Source organism: Hamadaea sp. NPDC051192 (assembly GCF_040682475.1).
Lineage (GTDB): Bacteria > Actinomycetota > Actinomycetes > Mycobacteriales > Micromonosporaceae > Hamadaea > Hamadaea flava.
In genome coordinates this window covers 87,802-112,861 of record NZ_JBFBAZ010000013.1, presented here as the reverse complement: position 1 = coordinate 112,861, position 25,060 = coordinate 87,802, and the positions used below count along the sequence as shown (strand labels likewise).

The following is a 25,060-nucleotide window of genomic DNA, read 5'->3' as shown; positions in this document are numbered from 1 at the left end:
GACGGCTCCACCGCCGGCGGCAACCCGATCATCCAGGAACCCTGCTCCGACATCGCCCGCATGCAGTGGTCGTTCAACTACGTCACCGGGGCCACGGCGTCGCCGACGTCCGGTGGGCGTACGTGGTCGAACACGGCCGACGGATTCGCCGCGGGCACCACCGGCGGCGCGGGCGGCACGACGGTCACCGTCACCACCCAGGCCGACCTCGTGAAGTACGCCGCCGCGAGTGCGGCGTACGTGATCCGGATCAGCGGCACCATCACGGTCACCCCGTACGGCTACGAGATCCCGATCGCGTCGAACAAGACGATCATCGGCGTCGGCGCGACCGGGCAGATCAAGAACGGCGGCCTGCACCTCAACCCGGGCACGAAGAACGTCATCATCCGGAACCTCACCATCGGCGACACGAAGATGGCCTCGGACGACCCCGACGACAAGGACTTCGACTACGACGGCATCCAGATGGACACCGCCGACCACATCTGGATCGACCACAACCGCATCCACGACACCAACGACGGGCTCATCGACAGCCGCCTGGACACCACGTACCTGACGGTCTCGTGGAACGTCCTGAGCAACACGAACAAGGCGTTCGGCATCGGCTGGACCGACAACGTGACGGCGCGGATGACGATCCACCACAACTGGATCCACGACACCAACCAGCGCAACCCCAGCACCGACAACGTCGCGTACGCCCACCTCTACAACAACTACATGCAGAACATCACGTCGTACGGGAACCTGTCCCGGGGCTCGACGAAGATGGTGCTGGAGAACAGCTACTTCGAGAACGTGGCGAACCCGTACTACAACGACACCTCCGCCGCGCAGCTCAAGCAGTCCGGCAGCATCCTGGTGAACTGCACCGGCAAGGCGCAGACCAACGGCTCGGCGTTCACGCCGTCGAGCTTCTACTCGTACACGCTCGACTCGGCGGCGAACGTGCCGTCGCTGCTGCGCACGTACGCGGGTCCGCAGGCCAACATCGCGTGATGTGTTCCGGTGGGGTCGTATCGGGCGCACGCGGCCCCACCGGTCACCCGGCTCCCCCCGCTGGGGTGGCGCCCCCTGGTGCGACGGCTCGCTCCGCGCGGGCCATCGCGCTGCGATAGAGCGGTCCTTCGAAGACGCGGCGAGGCAACGCCCGCATCGCGTGCCGGAGGGCGTACGCCGACGCGGTCGCGGACAGGTCGGTGGTCGGCAGCCCCGGCAACAGGTAGAGCCGGCGTGCCCAGCGGGGCAGCAGACTGACGCCGAGCGCGCTGAAGCTCCACCAGGCGAACCGCACGGGCGTCAGGCCGAGCCCGTACGGCATCGGCGGCGACACGAGGAAGCGCAGCACCTCCATCGCACCCGGGGTCGTGGCCAGCTGGGGTCGCGTCGCGGCGTAGTACTCGGCGACCTCGGCCGCCGTGCCGGGCACCGACTCGGGATCCAGCCCGACGAGTGCCGCCGCGCGACGCTGCTCGGTGTAGTAGCGGTCGACCTCGTCGGCGGTGAGCCCGAGGCCGGCCCGCTGTGCGGTGGTGACGAACGAGTCGACCTCGGTGACGTGCACCCACCGCAGGAGTTCGGGTTCGTCGGCGCGGAATCGCTCGCCGGTCGCCGGGTCGACGGCGGTCATGGCGGCATGGATGGCCCGCACGTGCCGGCCGGCCGCTTCGGCTTGGGCCGTCGTCCCGTAGACCACCGTGGCGACATAGGTGATCGTGCGCTGGAGGCGGCCCCAGGGATCGCGCTTGAAGTCCGAGTTCTGCATGACCCCGGCGATCGCCCGCGGGTGCAACGCCTGTAACAGCAGCGCCCGGGGCGCGGAGATCAGCAGGATCGGGTCGGCGTGCACCCGCCACGTGATCGACTCGGGCCCGAACAGGCCTAGATCCCCCGCCATCATCCGAGCGTACGCCGATCCCGGTCGGAGGCCGCCACTACGCTGCCGGGCGGCCGTTGGCGGTGGCGGCGGCGATGAGCGCGGTCACCCCCGCGATGAGGATCGGGCAGCCGATCGACAGCAGGCTGAGCACGCCGAGGACCACCAGCACAGCCCCGGCGAAGCCGAGCAGCCCTCGCCGGTGCGCGCGGCGCCGGTCGACGGCGAACCCGCACAGAACCACCGAGAGCCCCAGCGTGGCGAGCACCCACCACAGTGGCGTGTCGCCCTGGTCCCGCATGATGACGACGTACACGGTCAGCATGACGGCTGCGGTCACCGCAGCGATCGCCGCGAGCAGATCCCATCGACGCCCCATGCTTCGAGGGTAGGCGATCCACCGTTGACAAATTCGAAATACATCGATACGGTGCTCGACCAGGAAAACGCTTTCCACATCCGGCGAGATCTGATGCCCACCTGATCACGGTTCCGGGTCGAATCTTGCCTCATGATTCGACCCGGAACCCTGATCCAGCGCGGAAAAGGCAGCCGACAAAGTCAGCGGGCGATGCGCAGGCGCCGGGCGAGCCGGGCCGACCGCCGCTGCTTGCGCGCGACCAACGTCTGTCCCCGCTGGACGAGCGCGGGCACCCGGCACGGCACGTCGACGAACTCCGCGTCCGGCGCCGAGGCCGGGAACAGCGCGAGCGTACGCCCGGCGGGTGCGGCCCCCTCGACCAGCAGGTGGCAGGTCGGCGTGACGCGGGCGTTGACCTCCAGCAGGTACGCCTCCCCCGACTCGGTGATCATGAAGTCGAAGCCGCAGAACCCGGTGAGCCCGAACCGTTCCACCAGGACGCGAGCCGCCGAGGCCAGCTGCGGATGGTCGATGACGCGGACGACTGCCGCCGGTCCACGGGCCTCGGTCGCCGCCACGACCTCGAGGCAGACCACCGCGGTCGCCTCGCCTTCGAAGCAGGCCGCCGTCACGATGCCTTCGCGGCCCTCGACGAACCCTTGCACGTTCACCACCGGGCGGGCTCGCCGAGCCCACGCCGAGAACGGAGCGGCTTCGAAGTTGACCACCAGCCGCTTGAGCGCACGCGGCAGGCTCGGCGGATACGCCACCGACCGCCAGGCCGTCGCCGCGTCAGCGGGTTGGCGGACGAAGGCCACGCCGCGACCGCCCCAGCTGCCGTCGGTCTTCAGCGCGTACGGCAGGGGCCAGTCGGCGAGCTGCCGCCGATCGTCCACCACAGCCGTCTCCGGCGCGGTCACGCCCAGCGATGTCGCGGTCGCCGCCAGCCCCGACCGCGAGGTCACCGACGTCCACTGTGCGGTGTCGCCGAGCGACCGCCCGACGAGCGCGGCCAGCTCCGGATCGGTCGTCTTGACCGACTCGTGCAACCGTCGCAGCAACGCCAACGCCCGCTCGTCGTCGGGCAGGATGATGTCCGGCTGCGCCTGGCGGATCGCGGCCACCAGGGACCGGCGCCGCCACAGCCGGTTGAGCCGGCAGTCGGCGATCAGCCCGTCGACAAGCTCCAGCACATGCCCGCGCGGCCGGCACGCCGACACCTCGAAGCCCGCCTCGATCAGCGCGTGGGCCAGCCGGGCCGCGGCGAACCAGCGCATCGTGGTCAGGATCATCGGCCGCTCGAACCCGGGCCGGGGGCGTACTCCGGGCCAGCCGGGCCGGGCCATCGCCAGGCCGTGGTCGATCGCCGCCGCCACCGCGGCCGCCGCCGCGGGTTCCCGCACGACCTCCAGATGGTCGCCGTCGACCCGCTGCACGACGACGCGCTCGGCCAGGCCCGCCCACAGCCGGGCCACGTCACAGCCGAAGTGCCGGTCCCGCGAGGTCGCGATCAGGGTCAGCGTCCCGGGATAGGTCCGCGGGCGATAGGCCGCCATCGACTGGTACGCATAGCGAGCCGAGTGCGTCTCGGCGCTCGCCACGTCCCGCACCGAATCCGCCGTCTTCGCATTCCGGCGCACGAGTCGCCGGATCAGGCGTACGCCGCGCAGCCGGACCTCGGCCAGCGCCGCGAGCGGCCGCATCCGCACGATGCGGGCGAGCTGCCAGCCGGTGCGGCGCAGCAGCGCGCGTACCCACATCTTGCGCGGCCAGAAGCGTTCGTCGTAGACGCCCTCGATGAGGAACAGCGAGCCGACGTCCTGACCGGCCGCCCGGAGCTGCTGGGCGACTTCGAGGGCGAGGAGCGCGCCGAACGAGTAGCCGCCGACGCGGTACGGCCCGGCCGGTTGCAGCCCCCGGATCGCCGTCACGACCTGGGTCGCCGCCGCGGGCAGGCCGATCGCGTCGGGCAGCACCGGCATCATCGCGTACACCTGCTGCGGACCGGTCATCGCCTGAACCGCCGGGAGCAGCTCGGCGAGATCGCCTTCCACTCCCGGCATCAGGAACAGGATCTCCGCGTCGTCGCCCGCCTTCAGCAGCTGAAGGCGTACGCCCTCGGCGGCCGCCGCGTCGGCGGCGAGCGTCGTGGTCATCTGGTCGCCGCAGCTCTACGGGCCAGGACCCGCGCCACCCGGGGCGCCACGTATTCGGCGCCGACCATGAATCGCATGAGCGGCCCGAAGCTGTTCGCGGCGGGCGGTCCCACGAAGTACAGCCCGCGCACGGAGCTTTCGAAGCCGCCGGACAGCACCGGCATCCGCTCGTGCGTACGGATCGCCGTGCGCAGGCTGTCGCTGAAGAACTCCAGCCGCTGGACGTCGGGCCAGTAGCCGGTCGCCGCGATGATGTGGTCGGTGACGTGCTCGACCTTGCCGTCCGGCGTACGCAGCACCAGCCTGGCCTTGCTGCCGTCCACGGTGGCCTGCTCGATGACGGCGCTGAGCGTGGTGGACACCGTGGCGTCGAAGCGCGGCTTCATCCACCACGCCGACGACGGGCCGAGGTGCCGGCGGATGATCTTCACTCGCAGACCGCTGGGCAGGAAGCGGAACAGGTTCGGCCGCTTCTGGAAGATCCACGACCGCAGCCCCGGGCCGATGCCGGTGGACGGATGCCGCAGCCGCTGGTAGAGGCTGCGACCGCCATGCGGCTGCGCGGAGGCGAACTTGACGCGGTCACGCCGGGCCACCAGCGAGGTGTTCGCGCCCGCCTCGGCCAGCAGCGCGGCGATGTCCACGGCGGACGAGCCCGCCCCGATCACGGTGACGTCCCGGCCGGCGAAACCCGACAGGTCGTGATGCGCGGAGGCGTGCGACACGAGGTTCGCCGGCAGGCCGGCCAGCTCCTGCGGCATCCGCGCGAAATGCGTGATGCCGACGGCTGCCACGACCAGTTCGGCCGTGAGCGTCTCCCCGTCGTCCAGCTTGAGCGTGAACCCCTCCGCTCCCTTGTCCAACGCGATGACCTGACGGTCCTCGACCTGCGGCACGAACCGCTTCTGGAAGTCCACCGCGTACGACGTGAACACGTCCAGCTCGACCGGGATCGCAGTGTCGTCGTACGCGATCCCGTTCTCCGCGCAGTACGCCGACAGCCGGCTGCCCGGCTCCGGCGAGCTGAGGCTCGACGCGAACCCGTCGGACTTCAACGACATGCCGGCGGGCATATGACGCAGCCACGTGTCGATCGGCGTGCCGAAGATGCGGTGTGGCACGCCGAGCGACCGCAGATGCGCCGCGATGGACAGTCCGTAGGGCCCCGCGCCGATGATGGCTACCCTGGTCACGAACCCGCACCCCCACAACGATTTCGGGCCACCTCTCGATCGGGGACCCGCACGATAACCGGGGATGCTATTCGCCCTATGGACTACTAAGTAACGACGTGGACCGTCAGACTCCCGACAACTGTCACCCGCCAGGAGCGCTGCGTACGCAGAATGCCGGAAAGGCGGGTTGCCCGGTAGGCCGGACGGTCAGGTTGCCGTCATCAATTCCTCGACATCGGCCGCGAATCGTCGCGCAGGAACGACGTCCAGCCAGCCAGCGTGGCCGGTGACGGCCGACGCGTCGTCGACGACTCCGACCACGACTCGGTGGCCAGATCCGGCTCGGGCCAGCGACGCCACCTGCTGACGCTCAGCAGCGCCAGCAACAGCATCCCGCCGACCAGTGCGGACGTGCCGGTACGCAACGGCATGCTGAGGTCCGCGTGGAGCCCGCCGAACGAGATGTCCTTCGACAACGCCTTCACCACACCGTGCGGGGCGATCATCAGCAGGATGTAGCTGCCCGCGTACAGGACGCCGGTCAGCACCGCGCCCAGCGGCGACATGCGCAGTGTCGCGATGAGCCCCAGCAGCAGGCCGGCGACGAGCAGGAAGACGAGCGGGCGCAGGATGTCGGCGCCGCTCGGGGTGGCGGTGTTCTCGTCGTCGAGAACACGCAGCGAGGTGGACTGGCCGATGGCGAGCAGGAACCAGGACAGCGGGGCGATGACGAGGGCGGCGATCAGGGTCCAGAGGTGTCGCATGCGCGGCATCTTAAAGGCGTTCGCCGTTCGCGTCCTGTTTTGTACGCCTCGTCAGCGGTCATTCACCCTCTGCTATCGCGTCGGCGATCAACGCGGCCAGCAACGCGGTCCGGCCCGGGATCTCCGCCACCACAACGTGTTCGTCGTCGGCGTGCGCTCCCCCGCCGACCGCGCCGAGCCCGTCCAGCGTCGGTACGCCCATCCCGGCGGTGAGGTTGCCGTCCGATCCGCCGCCGACGGCCGTCTTCGTCAACGGCGCGAGGCCCAGCCCTGCGGCCAGCTTGCTCGCCCGGGCGAACAGGGCCGCGGAGGATTCGGAGGTCATCGGGGGCCGGTGAGACTGGGTCGACAGCTCTAGGCGTATCGCTGGATCGACCGGCTGGAGCGCCCGGAGCGCGAGTTCGACGCGCGACAGTTCGCCCGGCGTGGCCGCTCGCACGTCGATCGCGACCTCGGCCAGCGCGGGCACCGTGTTGCGGGTGGTGCCCGCGGACAGCACGGTGGGCGTGACGGTCGTGCCCAGCGCCGCGTCGCCGAGCGTCGCGATGGCCAGCACCTGGTGCGCCAGCTCGACGCCCGCGTTGTGGCCGCGTTCGGGTTCGAGCCCCGAGTGCGCCGCCTTGCCGTGTACGCGCAGCGAGTAGCCCGCGGAGCCCTTGCGCTCGGTCTTCAGCGCGCCGCCGGGGCCGGACGCCTCCAACACGAACGCCGCCTTCGCCCCGGTCGCGGCGGCCTCGATGAGCGCCCGCGACCCGGGCGAGCCGATCTCCTCGTCGCCGGTGACCAGCAGCGTCACGCCGGTCCGGTCGGGCAGTTCGGCGATCGCGTGCAGCGCCATGACCAGGCCCGTCTTCATGTCGAAGCAGCCGGGGCCGCGCAGGATGCCGTCCACCACCTCGAACGGATGCGTACGCAGTGAGCCGATGGGCCACACGGTGTCGTGATGACAGAGCACGAGTACGCGCGTCGGCCCGCCGAACCGCCAGGTCAAGTGGATGCCGTCGCGCTGGGGCGGCGTGCCGAGCACCTGCGTGCCGAGGGCGGCGACGACGTCGGCGCTCCGGTGCAGCGCGGCTTCGTCGGCGGAGGGGGACTCGGTTTCGACGAGGGTTCGGATGTGATCCAGCATTGCTCCATGATCAGGGTCATCTCCGTGCCGTCAAGCGACGCGGAAACGACCCTGATCATGAGCGTTCACCGCAGCGGCGGATCGGCGTACTGCACCAGTTCGATCGCCTGCTGCGGGAACCATGCCCCGGCCGCCGGATCGGCGATCCCGCCCCGTGCCGGGTCGACGCCGGTGCCCGTGCCACGGTCGCACTGCCCGTCGGACTGACCGGGCGTCTTGATCCACAGGTACGCGTCGACCAGCGGATCACCGGTGCTGGACGTCGGCTTCAGGCCCAGCCCACGACCGGGCGGGTTGCACCAGTCCTGCGCGTCCGGCCACCCGTTGCCGGCCGGCGGCGTCCACGGGCCCTGCCCGTTGCGGCTCGTGTCGATCACGAAGTGCGGCAGGACGTCCGGCGACACCGCGCCGACATTCTGGTCGTACCACGCGTCGGTCAGGCCCCACGTGCTGAAATCGGCCGGATTCGCCGGGTAGTACTGGCTCGCGCACCAGTCGAAATGCCCGCGCGCCCAGTCCGGGCCCTGCGTGCCGAAGTAGACGCACTTGCTGATCCAGCTGCCGTACTTCAGCTGGCGCTCGGTCGTCTGATAGTTCGACAGGTTGAGGAAGAACCCGTCGGCCTGCTGCACACCCGCCTTGACGAGCCGATCGGCGGCGTCGCCCGAACCGAGCCAGCCGCTGTGCGTACCGTCGAGGTAGACGCTGGTGTTCGGCAGCGCTTTGAGCTTCGCCACCGCGTAGTTCAGCATCGCGAACCGCTCGGCCGCGGCGGTCGCCGGGTCGGCCTCAGCCGGCTTGCACCACTCCGACGCGCCGTTGATCGAGGTGTACCAGGGGATGATGCCGAGGCTGTCCGGCTCCAGCGCCACCACCACCTCGTGACGGCCGATGCCCGCGGCGAACGCGTCGATCCAGGCCTCGTACTCGGCCACGCTCGTCGCCCCGCCCGCGGAATACTGCGCGCAATCCCGGAAGGGAATGTCGTACGCCACCAGGACCGGCACCTTGCGCTGCACGGCCGCCCGGGTGACCTCGGTCTTCACCGACTTGGTGACATCCTGACCCGTGCCGCCGGTGTACCACACCGCCTGCGGGGTGCTGACCATCGTGAGCAGCTTCGTCGCCACACTCCATTGCCCGTGCGCGTAGAGCGAGGCGATCTGCTGGACGGCCGCTGGGTCGGGGCGCGGCGTGTAGAACCTCGTGCCGTCCTGGCCGTGCGCGTACGCCGGGGTGGCGCCGGCCAGGACCGTGGCGAACAGCGCCGCCGTTGCTGTGAAGATGCGCTTCACCGATGTTCCTCCTGAGGGGACGGAGACAGTGGGAACGCTCCCAACGGTGTCCGCCGTACGCGGGGATGTCAACACCTCGATCGGCTGAAGGAACGCGCCGGCCGGCGGCTAGGCCTGCCCCGCCACCGACACGACGAGGTCCAGGTCGCGCATGACCTCGGAGAACGCGACCGGCGGCACCTCGGCCAGCGGGACCGCCGAGCCGGCGCTCAGGAAGCGCACCTCGCCGACCACCACGTCGCCACCGCCGAAGTAGCCGGGCAGGTCGCAGGTCAGCGCGGCGGAGATCCCGGGGCCGGCCGAGCGGGACGCCTGGTGCTCGTCATATCGGCCATGGGTGGACCACCCGCGCTCGGACAGCAGCTGACCCGCCACCTTGCCGTCGACCGTGCGTCCGGCGAAGCGTCGCGAAACGTCGACGGCGTCGCCCTCGGCCGGAGTCACCAGGTACAGCTCCCGGAAGGCCTGCTTCACCGGTTGCTGGATCTGGAGCTGTCCGAGCCTCGCTTGCCAGTGGTCGAGCAGGCCACGCTCGTGCAGCAGGAACGGATGCGCCGCGGTGAGCGGGCCGTCGAGGTCGACCTCGTCGAGCAGGCCGATCCGGCCGGCGTGGTCCTGCCAGATCAAGGCCGGGAGCATCGCCGCGCCGGCCGACAGACTCCGCAGGCGGGCGAACTCATCGGGGGCGAGGGTGCCACCGGTGGCGACGAGCCGCTCGATCATCCCGGTACGCATCCGGCGGGCCTGGTCGCGGAGCCGTTCCTGGTGTTCGCGGACCTCGGCGTATCGCGCGTCCTTGCGTACGCCGGCCGGCACCGACTTCAGCTGCTCGCCCGCCTTGCTGACCGAGATGATCGGTTCAGTACCGGACAGCCGCACCGCGACGGCGTACTCGCCGATGATCCAGTCGCCGGGCGCCTCCGCGGCGATACGGGCCTCACAGTCCCACTCCAAGCGCCCGGCATCCGGGAAAGCCGCCACCTGAGCCAGATGATCCAGGGCGACCGCGACCGCGGCGGCATGGCTGTGCCTGCGGTTCGGCCCCAGCTTCGGACCCCGCTTCGCCACCTCCCGCACCGCCAGATACCGATCGAGCACCGTCTCCCCGTCGGCCAGCGGCAGGAGGCCCAATGCGGCGATGCCCGCCAACGCGTTGCTCTTGACTCGCTTGTGGACAGCCGTCCGGTTCCAGCCCAGCGCCGCCGAAATGAGCTCACTCGGGCAGAGCGCCAGCAGCTGACGCGCACCGTCGACGCCGGCCCGCCCCACGGCGGCGAGGATGGCGGCCCGATCCTGCCGCACCGCCTCCGTCGTGGAGGTCGCCTGGACCAGCCGCAGCAACGGTTCCGCGCCGGGCAACCCCAGCAGCGGCAGCAGCACCCCGGCGTCGCCCGCCGGCAGCCGGAGGCCGAAGGCGTACCGCCGCTGTTCGTCCGGCCGGTCGCGCAGGTGCTCCACCAGCGCCGTCCGCTCGTCGTCGGTCAGTTCGGCGGGGCCGAAGCGCTCGGCCATCCGGCGATCGGCCGGCCGCTCCACGGCCCGGAGCACGAACCGCAGACCCCTCGGCACCAGAACCTCGGGCAGCCGGCCCCACTCGGGTTCGGGCGGCGTGGTCAGCCGCCAGGCGAGTTCCTCGAAGTAGTCGAGGACGACCGGTGCGCACGCGGCAGGCGTCAACCTCGCGGCGCTGTCGGACGGTGAGCGGCCCACGATGGCGTAGCCCAGGTACTCGTCGTCGGCGAACGCCTGCTCGATGACCTCGACGTCCAGCTCGCCCGCCGCGTGCAGGGCGTCCAGCACCCGGGCCACGGTCTCGCGGCGTGCGCGGCCCAAGGGAGTGAGCACCAGGAGCCGAAGCAGGTGAACGTCGCCGGCGGCGATCGCCCGGTCGGCGAGGGGCTCGAGCGGCGGGGTCGGCCAGCCGACGCGGTCCACGATGGCGGCCAGCGCGACCGTACGCCGGGCGGTCGGCCATGGCGCGTCCAGGACATCTCGCGCGTCGTCTGCGTTCCGCACGGGAAACGCGGCGTCATAGACGTCGTTCAGCGCGGCGCGGATGTCGTCGATGTTGGAGTCCAGATGCCCACCGGTGCGGTCGATGCTGTTGCCGGACTCGATCGCGCCCTGGATTTCCTTGGCGAGCGCCCGCAGACCCGCCAGGTCGCCGGCCTTCGTCAAACCAGCCGCCTGGTCCGTCAGCCGCCACAGAGCGTCTCGCTGGTCACGAACCTCGCCGGCGAACATGTCCGGTACGTCAACCACGAGCCACCCACCGATCAGGCACCGCGTCACGCGCCTCGACCCGCGACACCGGTACGCATCCGTCCTGTCGACCGCACTCCGATCATCGAACGGTAGCGCGCAAGGTCAACTAGCGGCCGGGGTGGACGAGGCGGGTGGGAGGGTCCAGCGGAGGACCGCGGCGCCGGCGACGTTCTCCAGCGACACCGGATGGCTCTGGCCGCCGTCGAACCGTCGCAGCTCGGCCGGATCCCAGTGCACGGCGAGCACCGGGCACCCGGCGACCTCGATCGTCCCCGCGCCGAGGGCGTGCGGCCAGCCCGCCCGCTGGCCGAGGTGGTGGTGCGTGTGCAGCTCCACCTTCGCCAGGTACTTGTAGTGGTCGTGGGCGACCGCCCATCGGTTGACCGTCGCCGCCTGCTCGTACGCCGCGTCCACCGGCAGGTCCAGCCACCCGTGCGGCCCGCCGGCGCGGAACGCCGGGATCGGTTGTGCGCCGAACTCGGCCTGGGCCTGTTCCGAACCGTCGCCCCGGACGAGGACGTCCGCCAGGCCGTCGACGGTGGCGGACGGCGACACGGTGCCGACCCAGGAGTCGAGGGCGATGGGGTCGCCGATGATCATGCCGCCCGTGTCGACGGGCAGCTCGCCGAGCACCACCGGGTCCGGCTGCTCGGACACCGCCGACCAGGGCAGGCCGAGGGCGACCTCGAGGACGGCGATCGCTTCGGCCGGGGCGTACGCGCCGGGGCGGGTCGTCGCCGTGACCGTCAACGGTCCGGTCCCGACGGGCACGGCGATCGCTTCGGCGAGCCCGTCCTTGAGGTGGGCTCCGCCCGTTCCGGCCGCCCGGCGGGCGCGGGACGACAACGGCTCGCCGAAGTCGGCCCACTCGTCGAGGTGGCCGCCGCAGCCGAGCACGACGGCACCCGACGGCGCTCGGATCGAGCCCAGAGTCATGGTGTCCGGCACGGCCTCACGATAGTCACATTCATCGTCGCCGGTGTGCCCCGGGCCTGAGCGGATCATGAGAGGCTACCGGCATGAGAGTCGGAGTGGTGATCCTGCCGGACCGGCCCTGGGCGCAGGCCCGGCGGCTGTGGGAGAAGGCGGAGGCGGCCGGCTTCCACCACGCTTGGACCTACGACCATCTGGGCTGGCGGGACCTCGTCGACGGGCCGTGGTACGACGCGATCGCCACCCTGACCGCGGCGGCGGGTGTGACCGAGCGCATCAGGCTCGGCACGATGGTGGCCTCGCCGAACTTCCGCCATCCGGTGCACTTCGCGCGGGAGATCAGCACGCTGCACGACATCAGCGGCGGCCGGGCGATGATCGGCGTCGGCGCGGGCGGCCTCGCCGGATTCGACAACGACGTCCTCGGGCAGCCGCACGTCGACCGGCGGCAGCGGTTCGAACGGTTCGCCGAGTTCGTGGAGCTGCTGCATCGGCTCCTACGCGAAGGCCGAGTGACGTTCGACGGGGCGTACTACCGGGCGGTGGACGCCCGGTGTGAGGTCAGCGAGCTGCCGCTGGTCATCGCCGCCGAGGGTCCACGGGGGATCAAGCTCGCCCAGAAGTACGGCGACGCCTGGGTAGCCGGCGGCGACGTGACCGAGGACGTCGAGGAATGGTGGGCGTCGGTCGAGCGGCTCAGCGCGCGCAACCCGGTCAGCACCACCCGGTTCCTCATTCTCGATCCGCGGTCGGCCACCTACTCGCTGTCGAGTGCGGAGTACTTCGTGGACGCCGTGGAACGCGCGGAACGGCTCGGTTTCACCGACGTGCTGACCCATTGGCCCCGGGAGAGCAGCTGGTTCACCGGGAGCGAGGCGGTGCTGGACGAGGCGATGGCCGAGCTGAAGCAGCGCGGGCTCACGGCCGGGTGAGGCGGTCGAGCGTACGCAGGCCGAGGCGGGCCATCGGCGGATTGGTGTCGGCGTAGTACCACGGCAAGCCCATGGCCTGCGCGAACGCCCAGGCTCGGCCGCGTTCCCAGGCCAGGTCGTCCTCGCCGAGGCGCTCCCGGAGCACCTTGCGAGGACCGGCTTCCAGCAGGTGCCAGGCGCTGACGAGGTCCAGCGCCGGGTCGGCCGGGCCGAGGCCGCCGACGTCGAGCACGCCGGCGAGGCGGCCGTCGTCGACCAGCACGTTGCCGGGGATGAGGTCGCCGTGCGTCATGGCGTCGGGGGCGGTCCGGGGCAGCTCCCGGAACTCCGCCCACATCGCTCGCAGCCGGGGCACGTCGAGGATGCGTACGCTGCGGTCGAAACAGAAGTCGAGCCAGCCGTCCGACTTCTTCAGGTCGCCGCCACGCCCGCTGCCACTGAAGGTACGCCCCCGGGTGTCGATCGACCGCACCCCTGCGATGAACTCGGCGAGGTCCTCGGCGAAGCCGGTCGACTCCCCCGGGTCCTCGACCGTCGCCACCGTGCCCGGCAGCCACGTCTGCACCGACCACGGCAGCGGATAGCCCGCGCCCGGCTCGCCCAGCGCTACCGGCTCCGGGGTGCGGAAACGCGTACGCCCGGCGAGTTCGGCCGACGCGTCGGCTTCGGCTCGCAGGTCGCGCCCGATCTCGGCGGGGTCGCCGGGCACGAGGGGAAACCGAGCGGCCAGGTCCTCGCCGATCCGGAAGATCGCGTTGACCGTGCCCTCCGAGGATTCGACCGGTTTGACCGGCAAGGTTCGCCATTGCGGGAACTGGTCGCCGACGAGGGAGCGGACGATCTCCGGAGTGACTTCGAGCTGGTCGTCATGCATCGGCACGCCGATCAGGCTACGTGGTCCTCCGCCAGGAGACCGAGCGCGACCGGGTCACTGTCCAGCGTCGATGGCGCCGTCCGGGTCAGCGACATGGCCCGCAGCGAGATCCGCAGCAGCAGTTGCAGCACGACGCCGACGACGGGGAACGCGATCAGATAGACCAGCGCCTCGACGACGGTGGCCCGGACCTCGTTGGCCGCGCCGAGCGGCACGGGCCGGCCGACGAGCGCGTCGAGGCACATCATCTCGGCCCGGACCAGGTCGAACTCCAGCCAGCCGATGATCAGCACGCCGAGCACGATGGCGCCCAGGTCGATCAGCCGCGGCGGGAGGTCCGACCAGGCCCGCAGCTCGCCGAGGCCGCGCCCGAACTGCCGGCTGAACGCGATCAGCTCCACCAGCGCCGCGAGGGCGAAGACCGGCAGCAGTTGGGCGACAGTGGAAGCGAAGGCCTCGTGCATCGGGAAAGGGTCGCATGACGGGCAGCCCGGCGAAGTCGGAAAGTCGTCATGGCGTACGCCCCGGCCGGTACGTTATGGGGCATGACGTTGCTTCCCCGCGCGCTGGTCTGGCGGCGTACCGACACGACGGGCGGCGAGTACGCCGGTTACGACGATCGCGACGGGCTCACCGCGCACGGCTACGCGTTCACGGCCGCTCCAGTGGCGTACGCCTGCCGCTATGAGCTGTCGGCCGACAGCCGGTGGGCCAGCAGCCGTCTCGACGTGACCGTCGAAGGCCCGGGCTTTCTGCGTACCCTCAAGATGGAAAGCGCGAGTGGCCGCTGGCGGATCACGACCTCCGAGCGCGGGAACCTCAACGCCGTCCTGCCGACCGCCCCGCTGGCGGGGACCGAGGAGCCGGAGCGGCTGGCCGACGCGCTGGACGTCGATCTGTACGCATCGCCGCTGACCAACACCCTGCCGATCCGGCGGCTGAACCTCCTCGGCCGGCCCGCCGGGACGAGCAGCACGATCACAGCGGCCTGGGTGTTGTTGCCGAGCCTGGCCGTGGTGCCGTCCGAGCAGACCTACACGGTGCTCGGCGACGGCCGGATCCGGTACGCCTCCGGCACCTTCAGCGCGGACCTGACGCTCGACGAGGGCGGGTACGTCGTGACGTATCCCGGCCTCGCCGAGCGGTAGACCTCACCCGGTAGATCTAGGGAAGCAGCTGGTCGGGCACCATGTCGAACAGCCCGAAGTAGGCGCTCGCGTACTGGCCGTCCGGAAGCAGCGTCGACGTGCTGACGTGGGTGAACGCCTCGACGCCGACCCAGCCCTGGAAGACGCCATCGTCGTCGACGACCTGCAGCAGCGGCCGGGGATGCGAGTTGGCCTTGTAGCAGGGCTGGCCCTGGGCCAGGCATTGGCACCAGTACCACTCGGTGTTGCGCCGACCGCCGCCGATCTCGGCGATGTAGCGGACGCGGTTCTTGGTGGGGAACGTGGCGCCGCAGTTGCAGCTGGAGTTGTGCTGGTTCCAGCCGATGCACTGCGCGTTGGCGCAGACCTGCCACGGGTTGCCGTAGTTCGCGTCGCCGGGCGTCTGGTTGCCCGAGCCGAACCACCAGGTGCCCCCGGTGCTCTGCCGGCTCACCGTGCCGCCGTTCTCGACGACGAAGGTGCCGGTGTACTTGCGGGCGTTGTAGCGTGCGTCGGTGACGAGCTGCGTCATCGTGGCCCGGGTCTCCCGGCCGAGGCCGGCGTTGCTGCCGTAGCCGATGCCGAAGGTCGCCGAGTAGTCGCTGAACACGCCGGACGCGGGGATCTGCGGCGGGTCGGTGTAGAAGGTCGCGCTGTTCATCCGGGCGACCGTGCCGAGGCTGGTGAGGTTCCAGTACTCCGTCAGCGGGCTGCGCGCGTTCCCGGCCGCGTCCTTGGTCCAGGTGATCTTCAGGCGTCCGTCCGATGTGTAGGAATAGGCGCCCTGGAAGCCGCCGGTCGGGTCGCCGGCGAATCCGTCGACCGTCTTGACGTAACAGTCCGGCACGTCACCGGCGCAGTCGGCGTACACGGAGTCGACGCGGACGGGTTGGTCGAGCAGGTTCCAGGTCCAGTAATTGTGGACCACGAGGCCGTCGGTGGTGAACGCGTAGTACCCGAGGCGTACCCAGTCGCGGTAGTTGTTGACGCTCGCCTGGTCGAGCCCGGCCACGGCCACGACCCAATTCGCCTTGCCCGCGGGGAGGGCGGTCGCTGCCCGGGCCGGGCCGGCCGGCACGAGCAGCCCCGCCACGAGCAGCAATGCTGCGATCCATCGTCGCTTCATGGCGGACATTAGACATCATGAATCTATTTTCGGCAACGCCCGAAATTCCGATTATCGACTCGTCGCCGTCCGGTCAGGCGGTGGGCGTACGGCTGCCGCCGTAGGACTCGATGAGCGCGTCGGCCACCGTCGCCGCGTCGGCCTCGGCCGGCTCCGCCGGATATTCCGGCATCAGGTCGTCCCAGACCACCAGCCACGATCCCAACATCTGCGGCTGTCCCTCCGGCCGGGCGAAGAACCACGTGTGCAGGTGCGCGGACCCGTCGCCGATGCGGTACACATGCGCGCGGGCAACGCCCGGCAGCGCCTGGATGTGGCCGACGAGATGCTTGGTGAGCACGCCCAGCTCGGCGGCCAGTTCGTCCGGCAGGTCGGCCAGGTCATAGTGGTCACGCGGGCGCAGCATCAAGACAAGCGGTACGCCCGCGCGCTGAGTCCGGGTGAGCCGCCACGTGTCGGTGAACCAGATGCCCTCATCGCGTTGGCCGCAAGATCTGCAGTCGGCGGGGTCCTCGCCGTGGCGCGGCGGCTCAGGCATCACCGGCGGGCGCAGCGGCGAGACCCGCAGACCCTCCTGCTCGAACGGGCTGATGTCCCAGCCGGTCATGCGTGCCAACGGCAGCCGCCCCTCCGCGTCGGCGGCGGCGATCACGTGGGCGTAGTACTCCTCGGGGTCCATAGCCATGATCAGGACCCTAGAGCATCGGATCCGCCCGGCGGGGGCTTCGTCAGGAGGCGACGGGCTTGTAGACGAATCCGGTCAACGGCGCGAGGACCTTCCAGCCGAGCGCCGCATAGAGCGCCCGGCCCTGGACCGTCGCGCCGAGAATGCCGGTAGCCGCTCCATTCTCGACGGCCGCGCTGGTGAGCGTGCCCATCACCACCGTCCCGAGGCCACGACGCTGGTGCGCCGGTTCGGTGACGATCTGGTCGAAGACTCCGGCGGTGCCGGTCACTCCGAGCTGGCCGGCCGCGGCGAGGTCGCCGGTGGCGCTATGGACTCGCACGTGGGTGAGCCCGCCGGCGGTCTCGGCGGTGACGGCGTACCCCTCGGGCGCCTGCACGCGCGACGGGCGCAGGTCGACGGCCATCAGGAAGCACGGATCGAGCGGCTCCCAACCGGCGGGGAACCACGGCTCCATCTCGCTAGGCGAAAGGAACCCCTTGATACAGGTGGTGGGCTCGGTGATCGTGCCGATGAGCCGGCGAACGACCGCGGCGTCGGCCTCGGTGTCGCCGCCGAGCAGCACGTGCCGGACCAGCTGGGTCGGCTGACCGACCTCGATCCGCAAGCCCCAGGGCTCGTCCACCGGCCTGGGCGTACCCCGCGAGACGGCCCACCCTTCGGCCCAAAGCCGTGCGATGTCCAGCATCCAGCCCACCCCCGAGTACGCGCGCCGACGTGCTGCCGGCCCGGTAAACCTAGCTGGGGTGGACGTCGAACTCCACGTCATACCGGTCACCCCGGTAGCGTGAGCGGCCCCACTCGATCGCCGAGCCCGAGGCGTCGTAGGCCACCCGGTCGATGACGAACGACGGCAGCCCGATCGGCACCTCGAGCAGTTCGGCGTCGGTGTCGTCGAGGGCGATGACCGACACTCGATGGGCGGCGGTCGCCACCTGCACGCCCCAGTGCTCCTGAAGGACGACGTACAGGGACTGGTCGTCGGCGAGCAGCTCAGCCAGGCCGGGGAACCGATTCGCGGACAGGTGCGTGTTCTCGACCGCGATGGGCACCCCGTCAGCCGTACGCACCCGATGCAGGGCGACGATCGGGTCGCCCTCGGCCAGTTGCAGACGTTGCGCCACCAATTCGGTCGCCGGGCGTACGCCTAAGGAAACGACCCGCGCACCCGGCTCCAGACCGCGCAGCCGCATGTCGTGGCTGAACGAGCCGGTGGTCGTGCCGTGCGTGAGGCGCGGCTCGGCCACGTAGGTGCCCGCGCCGTTGACGCGGCGCACCAGCCCCCGGGTGACCAGGTCGGTGATCGCCTGGCGAGCGGTCATCCGCGCGACCTGGAAGCGTTCGGCGATCGACCGCTCCGACGGCAGCAGCGTGCCGGGCGGCTGCTCGCGGACCATCGCCTCGAGGATCTCCCGCAGTTGCTCGCCCTTGGCGCGGTCGGTGTCGAACGCGTCGGGGAGCGGAATCTCCGGGAACGTGTTGTGCGGGCTGCGGGCCATGGCGCTCCGAACAAAAACGTGGTCAGGCGTCGCCGAGACGGACACGCCCACCGTACTGCCGCAGGATCTCGGCGTTGCGCTCGTAACCGCCGGGCGTGTTGGCCGAACGGTACACCAAGGACGGCGTTCCCGCCGCCATCTGACGCCCGACGACCTCGGCCACCAGCAGATTCGCCGCGAGTACGCCGGTCAGCCCGGACAGCGGCCCGAATCTGTCGCCCTCCGGCAGCGGCACCGCCGCGTCACCCCAGGGGGCTCCATTGTCGATGACGACGTCGGCCAGCTCGGCCAGCGACGGACTGCGCTGGGCGGTGGTGGCGTGGTCGACCGAGGTGATCGCGATCACCCGATGCCCGCGCGACTGGGCCAGCTGGACCATCTCGACGACCGCCGTGTTGCCGCCGGAGTTGGACGCGACCACGAAGACGTCCGCTGGCCGGATGTCGGCCAGCGCCCAGATGCGCTCGGCCACCCCGGACTCCCGTTCGAGCAGCGGATCGAGGATGTCGGCGGGCTTGGTGTCTCCATAGTAGACAAGATCGCGGATGGCGAGCTGATTCGCCGGGATCAGCCCACCGGCCCGGCCGACCAGCTCCAACGCCACCGCCCGGGAATGCCCCGTGCCGTACGCCTGAAGCACGCCACCGGCGGTGAGCGCGTCGGCGACCAGCCGCCCCGCCTCGGCGATCGCATCGCGTTGCGTGGTGATCAGCCGCTCCACGGCGGCTCGGGCGACCTCGGCGTACGCGTCCTGGTCGATCATCGCTCTCCTTCGGTCTTGCTGTCTCTTAGGGCGCTTCTTGCTCGCCCTCTTTTGACGCTGCTCGCTCGCAGCCCGCCTCCTCGGCGGGAGTTCGTGACCTGCCCCCTCGGCGGGAGTTCGTGACCCCGCGTGGCCCGCCTTATCGGCGGGAGTTCGTGATCTCCGGATGGTGGCGTACCTATCCCCGGCGCTGACAGGTAGCTGGCCCTCCGGAGATCAGCTGCCGTCGCCGGGGTCGCCATCGGGGTCAGGGCGGTGGGGTCACGGCGGTGGGGTGAGGGCGGCGAACAGGTCCGCCGCCGTGCGGGTGATCAGTTCGGCGCTGCCGGGGGCGGCCGCGCTCGCGAGGACTTCGTACGTGGCCGACCCGTAGGCGGCGGCCGGCGGCAGGTATCCGGGATAGGCGTTCGTATATCCGAGCACGACAACGGCCCGAGGGCAACCCTGCTGTTCCTCGCGCGCCCGGTTCGCCAGGCGCAGGTCTTCGGCGGCGCTGAGGAACGGTTCGCCGGGGAGCCCGGCCAGGAGCAGGTCGCCGATGCGTACGGCGGCGACCTCCGCCTCGATCTCGGGTGGTGCGACGACGGCCGCCATCCGCGCACCGTCGAGGTTGCCTTCGGCGATGCGGGCGGCGATCGGGTCGGACGCGGCGCGGATGCCGTCCTTCGCCGCTGCGATCAGGGCGTTCGCGTCGACCGGCGGCTTCGGTTCGAGCGTGACGCGGCGGCAGCGCCAATCGAGGTCACCGTCGGCCGCCCAGCCGATCTCTAGGGCTGGGGCGGCGGTTTTGTCGAGGAGTTCGAGGCACCGGTCCGCGACGAGCGCGCCGAGCCGGTCCAGTTCGGACGAGTCCTGGCCCTGACGCGTACGCCGGGTGCTGATGTCGCCGGCCGCGCCGGCTGCGACCGCGATCCAGGTCCCCGGTCCGAGGCGGTCGGCGAGCGCGCGCCGGACCGCTCCGGTCAGGTCGGCGCTGACGAGGAGGTTCTCCGACGGCAGCACGGTCGGATGCACGGGCAGGACGACCAGCACGCCGGCTCGGCGGCCCTCGGAGACGATCTCGACGACGTCGAGCGGTACGCACGGCTCGCCCGCGTAATGGCTGCGTACCGCGCCGACGCCGTGCAGCGGGCCGGAGTGGACCAGGCCGGACGCGTCGGTCTCGGCTTGGCGGGCGTCCGCGATCGTGTCGGCGACGGCGGTGCTGAGGGTGGCGAGCCAGTCGGGCGGTGTGGCTGTCCCACCGGGTACGCATCCGGTCTCCGGCCCGGCATGGGTGTGGCTCGCGGCGACCCAGAGGAGGTCCACGTCGGACACCGCCGCGCGGGCCGCCTGGGTCAGGTCGGCGTTGACGCAGATCGCGTCGATCAGCGCCAGGCCGAATCGGCGTACGCCGTCGGACCAGGTGATCGCGGAGACGCGCAACGGGTCGAGGGTGCCGGTGGCGGTTCCCTCGCGGAAGGCGTACCCGCCCATGGGGGTGCCTGGCGGGACGGTCAGGGTCTGGGCGGCGAATCCGACTCTCACCGGACCGTCACCCGCACCAGTCCGGAGTGGATGCCGAGGTCGGTGGCGGCGGCGAGGTTCGCGGCGCCGTCCAGCCCGTCCCCGAGCGGCTCCTGCAGGCGTACGCCAGGTCGTCGGAGGGCGAGTTCGTCGGCGAATCGGCGACGCAAGGTGTCGTTGCGCAGCAGCCGTCCGGTCCATGAGACGGGCAGGTCCGTCCCGGCGGCGGCGACGGTCGCGGCGAGTTCCTCGGCGGCCTCGGTGACGATGCGGTCGGCGTACGGGTCGGTGCCGGCGAGCTCGAGCACGGCCGGGGCGAACTCGGCGATGCGCGCGACGGCGTCCGGTGCCGGGTAGAGGGATTCGGCGAGGTCGGCGAGGTCGCCGAAGTGCTTGCCGGCCAGCTCGGTCAGCGGGGTCGGCTCGATCCGGCCGTCGTGGCCGCGTAACGCGACGTCCAGGCCTCTTCGCCCGATCCAGAAGCCGCTGCCGGCGTCGCCGCACAGGTAGCCCCAGCCGTCGACCTGACGGCGTACGCCGTCGCGGTCCAGCCCGAGCGCGATCGCGCCGGTCCCGGCGGCGAGCACGGTCCCGGGACCGAGCCCGAAGGCGCCTGCGTGGGCGGTGACGACGTCCCCGGCGATCAGGACGCGCTGCGCGCCGAGCCGGTCGACCAGGTCGGCTGCCAGGGCTGCGTATTCGGCGTCGGATCCGAGGACGCTGGTCAATCCCAGGCAGACGGTGCCAATCTGGTTAGCGGCGGAGACGGCCGTCCAGGGCTCGGCGATCGCGGCCAGCACCGCGGCGGATGGGCGTAAGCCGGTCCGGTAGGTCATCCCGGGCGCTTCGGCGCTTCTCCCGACCTGACCGTTTCGCGACAGTGCCAGTCGCATGCGCGTCTGGCCTGCGTCGATCGCCACGTCCACCACGTCAGCCATGTCGGGCATCGTAATACCGGTCTAGACCGAAAGCTATAGCGGGTTTACGCTGCCGACCATGAAATCGGCTCTTGTCGCTATCTTGTCCGCCGCCGCCCTGCTGGCGACCGGCTCCGTCGCTCTACTCGCCACAGGATCGCCCGCCGCCGCGTCCGACCTGCGCGTGTACACGTCGGTCCCCGGCTCCTACCGAGTCCAGCCGACGTCCACCAACGGGACCCCGGTCTTCCACGACCTCGGCGCCCGGATCACCGTCCCGGCCGGCACCACGAAGTACCTGAGCAGCAAGCTCATCGTGTCAGCCGCGACCGTCGTCACCGAGACGTCGCATCTGGTCTACTGCCGCCTGCCCGGCGCCACCGCCCTGACCGACCGGCTCGTCTCCGGCCAGAACGTGCTGGCCGGGACGACCACGACGATCCTCACCCGTGGAATGATCACCGCGCCCGCGTCCGGCGATCTCACCTGCTCGCTGGAGGCGATCTTCATCGACCATTCGGCCACCAGCGGCGCGCAGTCGATCCGCGTCGAGGCGTCCACGTACGTCGAGGACGTGTTCGGCGTGCTGCCCGCGTCGGCGCAGACCTATCAACCCGCGCGTACCCGCGTCGACAGTGGCTACTACGCCGCGCCGGTCACCTTCACAGCTCCGGCGGGAGTCACGAGCATCCAGGCCATCGGCGACGTCAACGTCACCACCTGCTACGGCACGAAGCCGGAGGCGTTGTGCGTCGGCGGGCGGCTCACCGGCGGATTCGCGTACGTCGGCACGCAACTGGTGGTGCACCAGCTCAACCAAGACGGATCGGTCTGCAACACCACCACCAACGGCGCGCTCGCGGGCGTCACCGTGTCCAACACCGTCCACCACTTCAAGATCAATACTTGGCACACCGCCGTACCGGTCCTGGCGAGCTGCTCTTCGCGTACCTTCTCCGCCTCGACCAGAGTGACCGCCAACGCGGGAGCCGAGTCGATCGTCGTGGAGGCCAACCACCAGTCGCTGACCGCGTTGTTCGTGCCCTGACCCGCGCTTGGGGTGTCATACCGCGCTGGCATCATCGCGGCATGACACCCCTCACCGTCCGCCAGGGCGACGCGACCAGCCCGCAGGCCAAGGGCCCCAAGGTGATCGCGCACATCTGCAACGACCTGGGCGGCTGGGGCAAGGGGTTCGTGCTGGCGATCTCCAAACGGTGGCCCGAGCCGGAGCGCGACTACCGCGACTGGCATCGCCACCGCGCGGGCAACGACTTCGGGCTCGGCGCGGTCCGGATCGTCCAGGTCGCCGCGGACATCTGGGTGGCGAACATGGTCGCCCAGCACGGCATGAAGACCGGCAGCAACGGCCCGCCGATCCGCTACGACGCCGTCGAACGCTGCCTCGCCAGGCTCGCGGAACTGCTGCCGTCCGGCGCGTCGGTGCACATGCCACGCATCGGCACGGGGCTCGCCGGCGGCTCGTGGGACAAGATCGAGCCTCTAGTGGTACGCACACTGTGCGCGCGGGACATCCCGGTGACGGTCTATGACTACGGGAAATGATCCGTTGACGGCGGTTCCGTGGGACACGCTGCACCACGCTTACGGGTCGGCGGCTGACGTGCCGGATCTGTTGCGCGCCTTGGGTTCGGCCGACGAGGATGCCCGGGGCGAGGCGCACTACCGGCTGCGCGGCAACGTCTACCACCAGGGGACGCGCTGGGAGGCGAGCGCGTACGTCGTCCCGTTCCTGGTGGCGCTCGCGGATGAGCCGTCCACACCGGAGCGATCACTGGTAGTGGATCTGCTCCGCCTCGTGGGCCTCGGCGACCTGGACGATCGCGCGCTGCCGTTCGCCGGGTTCCCGTCGTTCGGCGAGGATCTGCGCCGGCGCATCCGCGAACTGCTGCCCGCCTTCGACGAGGGCGAGGTGGAAGACGACGACTTCGAGGTCATGGACGTCGCCGCGCAGGTGTGGGCCGCCGACGCGTACGCGGCCTTCACCCCGAACGGCGAAGTGTTCCGCCGCTGGCTCGGCGACCCGGACGCCGAGGTGGCCGCCCGCGCCGCCGAGCTGCTCGCCTGGGTCCCGACGACACCGGCGATCGTGGCCGACCTCGTCGCCGTGCCCGACGGCGACGGCGTACGCGCGAGCGCGAACCTGGCCCTGGGGCACCTGACCGGTGAAGACCCGGCGGTACTGGCCCGGCTCAGCGAGCAGTTGTCCGATCCGTCGCCGATGATCCGCTGGTCGGCGGCGGTCGCCGTGGCTCTGCGTACGCGGCCCGCCGCGCCGCCGTCGGTTCGCCGGCTGCTGGAGGCCGAGCGGGATCCGACCCGGCCGGTGACCGTGCCCGGCTGGCAGCGGCCGCTGGCCGGGTTCATGGCGCTGGCGCTCACTCCGCCCGGATAGCGTCCCGGGCTTCCATCAGCGCGAAGCCGAGCAGATTCAGCCCGCGCCACTGCGCGGGATCCGACGCGCGGGGGTCGGCCGCACCCAGTCCGATCCCCCAGATCCGGTCCAGCGGACTCGCCTCGACGAGCACCCGCTCCCCCGTCCCCAGCAGGTACGCCCGCAGGTCGTGGTGCTGGCCGAACTTCGCCACGCTGCCCGCCACGACGATGGCGTAGCGGTTGTCGTCCCAGGTCTGCTGGTCGAAGTCGCGTGCCTGCCGGCCGAGTTCCTTGGCGTGACGCGGGTGCTTCACCGACAACACCTTGTCGGCGATCACGTCGTCGCCGAACAACTTCGCCTTCGACCACATCATCCAGTGCTCGGCAGTGGCGTACGCCCGCCCGCCGATCTGGAAGGAGGCGGGCCACCACTGGCTCAGGCAGCCCGCGCCGACGGTGCCGTCGGGTTGCGGTTTGTGCCCCCAGAAGTGGAGGTATTTCACGTTCTTCCCGGAAGAGACGAGGTCAGCCAGATCGGTGCGGGTGTGCGCGAGCATGCCCGACAGTGTGCCGGATGCCTATGACACTGCGCGACCCGCCTGTTACTCAAACCGGGCACGAATACTGCACCCGATCTTCATCCGGCGAGGCGGCGGTTCAGGTGAGGGGGACGGCGATGAGGGCGGCGATCAGGCCGTACTCGATGGCCGTCGCCGCGTTCGCAGGCGCGGCGATCAACAGCGACGCGACGACCGCTGCCAGCGCGGCGGCCGGGTACCAGATCCTCTTGTTCATGGGGCCGAAGGTAGCGGGCGCCGAGGAGGCGAGATAGATGAATGAAGCTCACCCCCCGTGGTGCCCTGACCACGCTCTGGGGCTTGCGAGGTGGCCCTGACCAGCGCATAGTTAAAGTGACTCCACCCCCATTCGTGAGGATTCGCGCCATGCTTGCCGACGATGACCGTTCTCCGCGCCATGATGCTGACGCGTTGATGGAGATGACGCACGAGACGATGATGGCCCGCTGGGAGTTGGGCCTGGTGACGCCGATGTCGGCGACGATCAGCACGTTCGCCAAGACCGACGGAAGCTGGTGGACGGCGGCCGAGGAGATGTGGCGCCGGGTGTGCGTCGAGGAGGAGAACAAGCGCCTCGACTTCCACCATGACCGGTTCGGCAGCAACGTGCAGGCGGCTGGGCCGCCGCAGTCGCTGTTCGGGCGCCAGAGTCCGCGCAACCTCGCTTAGTCTCGC

General features: G+C 70.8%; 27 protein-coding genes. 7 read left to right on the top strand and 20 right to left on the bottom strand.

What is annotated here, in order from left to right:
* A partial coding sequence (locus AB0M47_RS08625) for a hypothetical protein (protein ID WP_363410577.1) occupies window positions 1-1,005 on the top strand: 1,005 nt, incomplete at its 5' end.
* 43 nt (window positions 1,006-1,048) lie between these two features.
* Here AB0M47_RS08625 and AB0M47_RS08620 read toward each other — a convergent pair.
* From AB0M47_RS08620 to AB0M47_RS08580, 9 genes are all read right to left on the bottom strand, one after another.
* Complete coding sequence (locus tag AB0M47_RS08620) at window positions 1,049-1,903, bottom strand: oxygenase MpaB family protein (protein WP_363410574.1); 855 nt, start codon at window positions 1,901-1,903, stop codon at window positions 1,049-1,051.
* A 37-nt stretch (window positions 1,904-1,940) separates the two neighbouring features.
* Entirely contained in the window at window positions 1,941-2,261 is a 321-nt protein-coding gene (locus tag AB0M47_RS08615) for a hypothetical protein (protein WP_363410571.1), read from the bottom strand.
* A gap of 182 nt (window positions 2,262-2,443) precedes the next feature.
* The gene (locus AB0M47_RS08610; RefSeq protein ID WP_363410568.1) at window positions 2,444-4,399 is read right to left on the bottom strand and encodes a thioesterase domain-containing protein; all 1,956 of its coding nucleotides are present in this window, start codon (window positions 4,397-4,399) and stop codon (window positions 2,444-2,446) included.
* Window positions 4,396-5,592, bottom strand: coding sequence for an NAD(P)/FAD-dependent oxidoreductase (locus AB0M47_RS08605; protein ID WP_363410566.1), 1,197 nt, complete (start codon window positions 5,590-5,592; stop codon window positions 4,396-4,398). The genes AB0M47_RS08610 and AB0M47_RS08605 overlap by 4 nt, the downstream gene beginning before the upstream one ends.
* 203 nt (window positions 5,593-5,795) lie before the next feature.
* Window positions 5,796-6,338 carry a hypothetical protein gene (locus AB0M47_RS08600; RefSeq protein WP_363410563.1) on the bottom strand — a complete coding sequence of 181 codons (543 nt, stop codon included), beginning with the start codon at window positions 6,336-6,338 and terminating at the stop codon, window positions 5,796-5,798.
* 58 nt (window positions 6,339-6,396) lie between these two features.
* Window positions 6,397-7,467, bottom strand: coding sequence for a M20 family metallopeptidase (locus tag AB0M47_RS08595; protein WP_363410560.1), 1,071 nt, complete (start codon window positions 7,465-7,467; stop codon window positions 6,397-6,399).
* A 65-nt stretch (window positions 7,468-7,532) separates the two neighbouring features.
* On the bottom strand, window positions 7,533-8,762 hold the full coding sequence (locus AB0M47_RS08590; protein ID WP_363410557.1) for a glycoside hydrolase family 6 protein: 1,230 nt from the start codon (window positions 8,760-8,762) through the stop codon (window positions 7,533-7,535).
* A gap of 108 nt (window positions 8,763-8,870) precedes the next feature.
* Window positions 8,871-11,024, bottom strand: a complete 2,154-nt coding sequence (locus AB0M47_RS08585; RefSeq protein WP_363410554.1) for a DUF4132 domain-containing protein — start codon at window positions 11,022-11,024, stop codon at window positions 8,871-8,873.
* A 105-nt stretch (window positions 11,025-11,129) separates the two neighbouring features.
* Complete coding sequence (locus AB0M47_RS08580) at window positions 11,130-11,975, bottom strand: hypothetical protein (protein WP_363410551.1); 846 nt, start codon at window positions 11,973-11,975, stop codon at window positions 11,130-11,132.
* A gap of 71 nt (window positions 11,976-12,046) precedes the next feature.
* Between AB0M47_RS08580 and AB0M47_RS08575 the strand changes: the two genes are divergently transcribed.
* Window positions 12,047-12,892 carry an LLM class flavin-dependent oxidoreductase gene (locus tag AB0M47_RS08575; RefSeq protein WP_363410548.1) on the top strand — a complete coding sequence of 282 codons (846 nt, stop codon included), beginning with the start codon at window positions 12,047-12,049 and terminating at the stop codon, window positions 12,890-12,892.
* Here AB0M47_RS08575 and AB0M47_RS08570 read toward each other — a convergent pair.
* Together AB0M47_RS08570 and AB0M47_RS08565 are read right to left on the bottom strand one after the other, a co-directional pair.
* The gene (locus AB0M47_RS08570) at window positions 12,879-13,766 is read right to left on the bottom strand and encodes an aminoglycoside phosphotransferase family protein (protein ID WP_363410589.1); all 888 of its coding nucleotides are present in this window, start codon (window positions 13,764-13,766) and stop codon (window positions 12,879-12,881) included. The two genes, AB0M47_RS08575 and AB0M47_RS08570, sit on opposite strands and share 14 nt — an antisense overlap.
* 11 nt (window positions 13,767-13,777) lie before the next feature.
* Window positions 13,778-14,230 (bottom strand): hypothetical protein, encoded by a 453-nt coding sequence (locus AB0M47_RS08565; RefSeq protein WP_253751387.1) that lies wholly within the window; start codon window positions 14,228-14,230, stop codon window positions 13,778-13,780.
* A gap of 81 nt (window positions 14,231-14,311) precedes the next feature.
* Here AB0M47_RS08565 and AB0M47_RS08560 point away from each other — a divergent pair, with 81 nt between their 5' ends.
* Window positions 14,312-14,914, top strand: a complete 603-nt coding sequence (locus AB0M47_RS08560; RefSeq protein WP_363410545.1) for a putative glycolipid-binding domain-containing protein — start codon at window positions 14,312-14,314, stop codon at window positions 14,912-14,914.
* A 16-nt stretch (window positions 14,915-14,930) separates the two neighbouring features.
* On the opposite strand, the gene AB0M47_RS08555 is transcribed toward AB0M47_RS08560, so the two are convergent.
* The 7 genes from AB0M47_RS08555 to AB0M47_RS08525 form a co-directional block, all read right to left on the bottom strand.
* Window positions 14,931-16,040 (bottom strand): hypothetical protein, encoded by a 1,110-nt coding sequence (locus AB0M47_RS08555; RefSeq protein WP_363410542.1) that lies wholly within the window; start codon window positions 16,038-16,040, stop codon window positions 14,931-14,933.
* A 73-nt stretch (window positions 16,041-16,113) separates the two neighbouring features.
* Complete coding sequence (locus AB0M47_RS08550) at window positions 16,114-16,725, bottom strand: hypothetical protein (RefSeq protein WP_363410539.1); 612 nt, start codon at window positions 16,723-16,725, stop codon at window positions 16,114-16,116.
* Between the two features lie 43 nt (window positions 16,726-16,768).
* Entirely contained in the window at window positions 16,769-17,413 is a 645-nt protein-coding gene (locus tag AB0M47_RS08545) for a GNAT family N-acetyltransferase (protein WP_363410536.1), read from the bottom strand.
* Between the two features lie 49 nt (window positions 17,414-17,462).
* Window positions 17,463-18,224 carry a GntR family transcriptional regulator gene (locus tag AB0M47_RS08540; RefSeq protein ID WP_363410533.1) on the bottom strand — a complete coding sequence of 254 codons (762 nt, stop codon included), beginning with the start codon at window positions 18,222-18,224 and terminating at the stop codon, window positions 17,463-17,465.
* 22 nt (window positions 18,225-18,246) lie between these two features.
* Window positions 18,247-18,987 carry an SIS domain-containing protein gene (locus tag AB0M47_RS08535; protein WP_363410530.1) on the bottom strand — a complete coding sequence of 247 codons (741 nt, stop codon included), beginning with the start codon at window positions 18,985-18,987 and terminating at the stop codon, window positions 18,247-18,249.
* A 261-nt stretch (window positions 18,988-19,248) separates the two neighbouring features.
* Window positions 19,249-20,514 (bottom strand): hypothetical protein, encoded by a 1,266-nt coding sequence (locus AB0M47_RS08530; RefSeq protein WP_363410527.1) that lies wholly within the window; start codon window positions 20,512-20,514, stop codon window positions 19,249-19,251.
* A complete protein-coding gene (locus tag AB0M47_RS08525) occupies window positions 20,511-21,431 on the bottom strand; it encodes a BadF/BadG/BcrA/BcrD ATPase family protein (RefSeq protein ID WP_363410524.1) in 921 nt (306 codons plus the stop codon). Before AB0M47_RS08525 ends, AB0M47_RS08530 begins: the two co-directional genes overlap by 4 nt.
* Before the next feature lie 58 nt (window positions 21,432-21,489).
* On the opposite strand from AB0M47_RS08525, the gene AB0M47_RS08520 reads away from it, so the two are divergent.
* Genes AB0M47_RS08520 through AB0M47_RS08510 form a run of 3 tightly spaced genes read left to right on the top strand, consistent with a single transcriptional unit; the run spans window position 21,490 to window position 23,826 of the window.
* Window positions 21,490-22,458 carry a hypothetical protein gene (locus AB0M47_RS08520; protein WP_363410521.1) on the top strand — a complete coding sequence of 323 codons (969 nt, stop codon included), beginning with the start codon at window positions 21,490-21,492 and terminating at the stop codon, window positions 22,456-22,458.
* 41 nt (window positions 22,459-22,499) lie between these two features.
* Window positions 22,500-22,976: a macro domain-containing protein gene (locus tag AB0M47_RS08515; RefSeq protein WP_363410518.1), complete on the top strand. Its 477-nt coding sequence runs from the start codon at window positions 22,500-22,502 to the stop codon at window positions 22,974-22,976.
* Complete coding sequence (locus AB0M47_RS08510; protein ID WP_363410515.1) at window positions 22,960-23,826, top strand: HEAT repeat domain-containing protein; 867 nt, start codon at window positions 22,960-22,962, stop codon at window positions 23,824-23,826. Before AB0M47_RS08515 ends, AB0M47_RS08510 begins: the two co-directional genes overlap by 17 nt.
* Here AB0M47_RS08510 and AB0M47_RS08505 read toward each other — a convergent pair.
* Window positions 23,810-24,364: an NADAR family protein gene (locus AB0M47_RS08505; protein WP_363410512.1), complete on the bottom strand. Its 555-nt coding sequence runs from the start codon at window positions 24,362-24,364 to the stop codon at window positions 23,810-23,812. The two genes, AB0M47_RS08510 and AB0M47_RS08505, sit on opposite strands and share 17 nt — an antisense overlap.
* Before the next feature lie 100 nt (window positions 24,365-24,464).
* Window positions 24,465-24,602, bottom strand: a complete 138-nt coding sequence (locus tag AB0M47_RS08500) for a hypothetical protein (RefSeq protein ID WP_363410509.1) — start codon at window positions 24,600-24,602, stop codon at window positions 24,465-24,467.
* 149 nt (window positions 24,603-24,751) lie between these two features.
* Here AB0M47_RS08500 and AB0M47_RS08495 point away from each other — a divergent pair, with 149 nt between their 5' ends.
* Complete coding sequence (locus AB0M47_RS08495) at window positions 24,752-25,054, top strand: hypothetical protein (RefSeq protein WP_363410506.1); 303 nt, start codon at window positions 24,752-24,754, stop codon at window positions 25,052-25,054.
* The last annotated feature ends 6 nt before the right edge of the window (window positions 25,055-25,060 follow it).

Bases quoted from the DNA above. Each gene is read 5' to 3' on its own strand.
- AB0M47_RS08620 (WP_363410574.1), bottom strand. From the start codon at position 1,903: ATGGCGGGGGATCTAGGCCTGTTCGGGCCCGAGTCGATCACGTGGCGG.
- AB0M47_RS08615 (WP_363410571.1), bottom strand. From the start codon at position 2,261: ATGGGGCGTCGATGGGATCTGCTCGCGGCGATCGCTGCGGTGACCGCA.
- AB0M47_RS08610 (WP_363410568.1), bottom strand. From the start codon at position 4,399: ATGACCACGACGCTCGCCGCCGACGCGGCGGCCGCCGAGGGCGTACGC.
- AB0M47_RS08600 (WP_363410563.1), bottom strand. From the start codon at position 6,338: ATGCGACACCTCTGGACCCTGATCGCCGCCCTCGTCATCGCCCCGCTG.
- AB0M47_RS08595 (WP_363410560.1), bottom strand. From the start codon at position 7,467: ATGCTGGATCACATCCGAACCCTCGTCGAAACCGAGTCCCCCTCCGCC.
- AB0M47_RS08575 (WP_363410548.1), top strand. From the start codon at position 12,047: ATGAGAGTCGGAGTGGTGATCCTGCCGGACCGGCCCTGGGCGCAGGCC.
- AB0M47_RS08570 (WP_363410589.1), bottom strand. From the start codon at position 13,766: ATGCATGACGACCAGCTCGAAGTCACTCCGGAGATCGTCCGCTCCCTC.
- AB0M47_RS08565 (WP_253751387.1), bottom strand. From the start codon at position 14,230: ATGCACGAGGCCTTCGCTTCCACTGTCGCCCAACTGCTGCCGGTCTTC.
- AB0M47_RS08560 (WP_363410545.1), top strand. From the start codon at position 14,312: ATGACGTTGCTTCCCCGCGCGCTGGTCTGGCGGCGTACCGACACGACG.
- AB0M47_RS08555 (WP_363410542.1), bottom strand. From the start codon at position 16,040: ATGAAGCGACGATGGATCGCAGCATTGCTGCTCGTGGCGGGGCTGCTC.
- AB0M47_RS08550 (WP_363410539.1), bottom strand. From the start codon at position 16,725: ATGGCTATGGACCCCGAGGAGTACTACGCCCACGTGATCGCCGCCGCC.
- AB0M47_RS08545 (WP_363410536.1), bottom strand. From the start codon at position 17,413: ATGCTGGACATCGCACGGCTTTGGGCCGAAGGGTGGGCCGTCTCGCGG.
- AB0M47_RS08540 (WP_363410533.1), bottom strand. From the start codon at position 18,224: ATGGCCCGCAGCCCGCACAACACGTTCCCGGAGATTCCGCTCCCCGAC.
- AB0M47_RS08535 (WP_363410530.1), bottom strand. From the start codon at position 18,987: ATGATCGACCAGGACGCGTACGCCGAGGTCGCCCGAGCCGCCGTGGAG.
- AB0M47_RS08525 (WP_363410524.1), bottom strand. From the start codon at position 21,431: ATGGCTGACGTGGTGGACGTGGCGATCGACGCAGGCCAGACGCGCATG.
- AB0M47_RS08520 (WP_363410521.1), top strand. From the start codon at position 21,490: ATGAAATCGGCTCTTGTCGCTATCTTGTCCGCCGCCGCCCTGCTGGCG.
- AB0M47_RS08515 (WP_363410518.1), top strand. From the start codon at position 22,500: ATGACACCCCTCACCGTCCGCCAGGGCGACGCGACCAGCCCGCAGGCC.
- AB0M47_RS08510 (WP_363410515.1), top strand. From the start codon at position 22,960: ATGACTACGGGAAATGATCCGTTGACGGCGGTTCCGTGGGACACGCTG.
- AB0M47_RS08505 (WP_363410512.1), bottom strand. From the start codon at position 24,364: ATGCTCGCGCACACCCGCACCGATCTGGCTGACCTCGTCTCTTCCGGG.
- AB0M47_RS08500 (WP_363410509.1), bottom strand. From the start codon at position 24,602: ATGAACAAGAGGATCTGGTACCCGGCCGCCGCGCTGGCAGCGGTCGTC.
- AB0M47_RS08495 (WP_363410506.1), top strand. From the start codon at position 24,752: ATGCTTGCCGACGATGACCGTTCTCCGCGCCATGATGCTGACGCGTTG.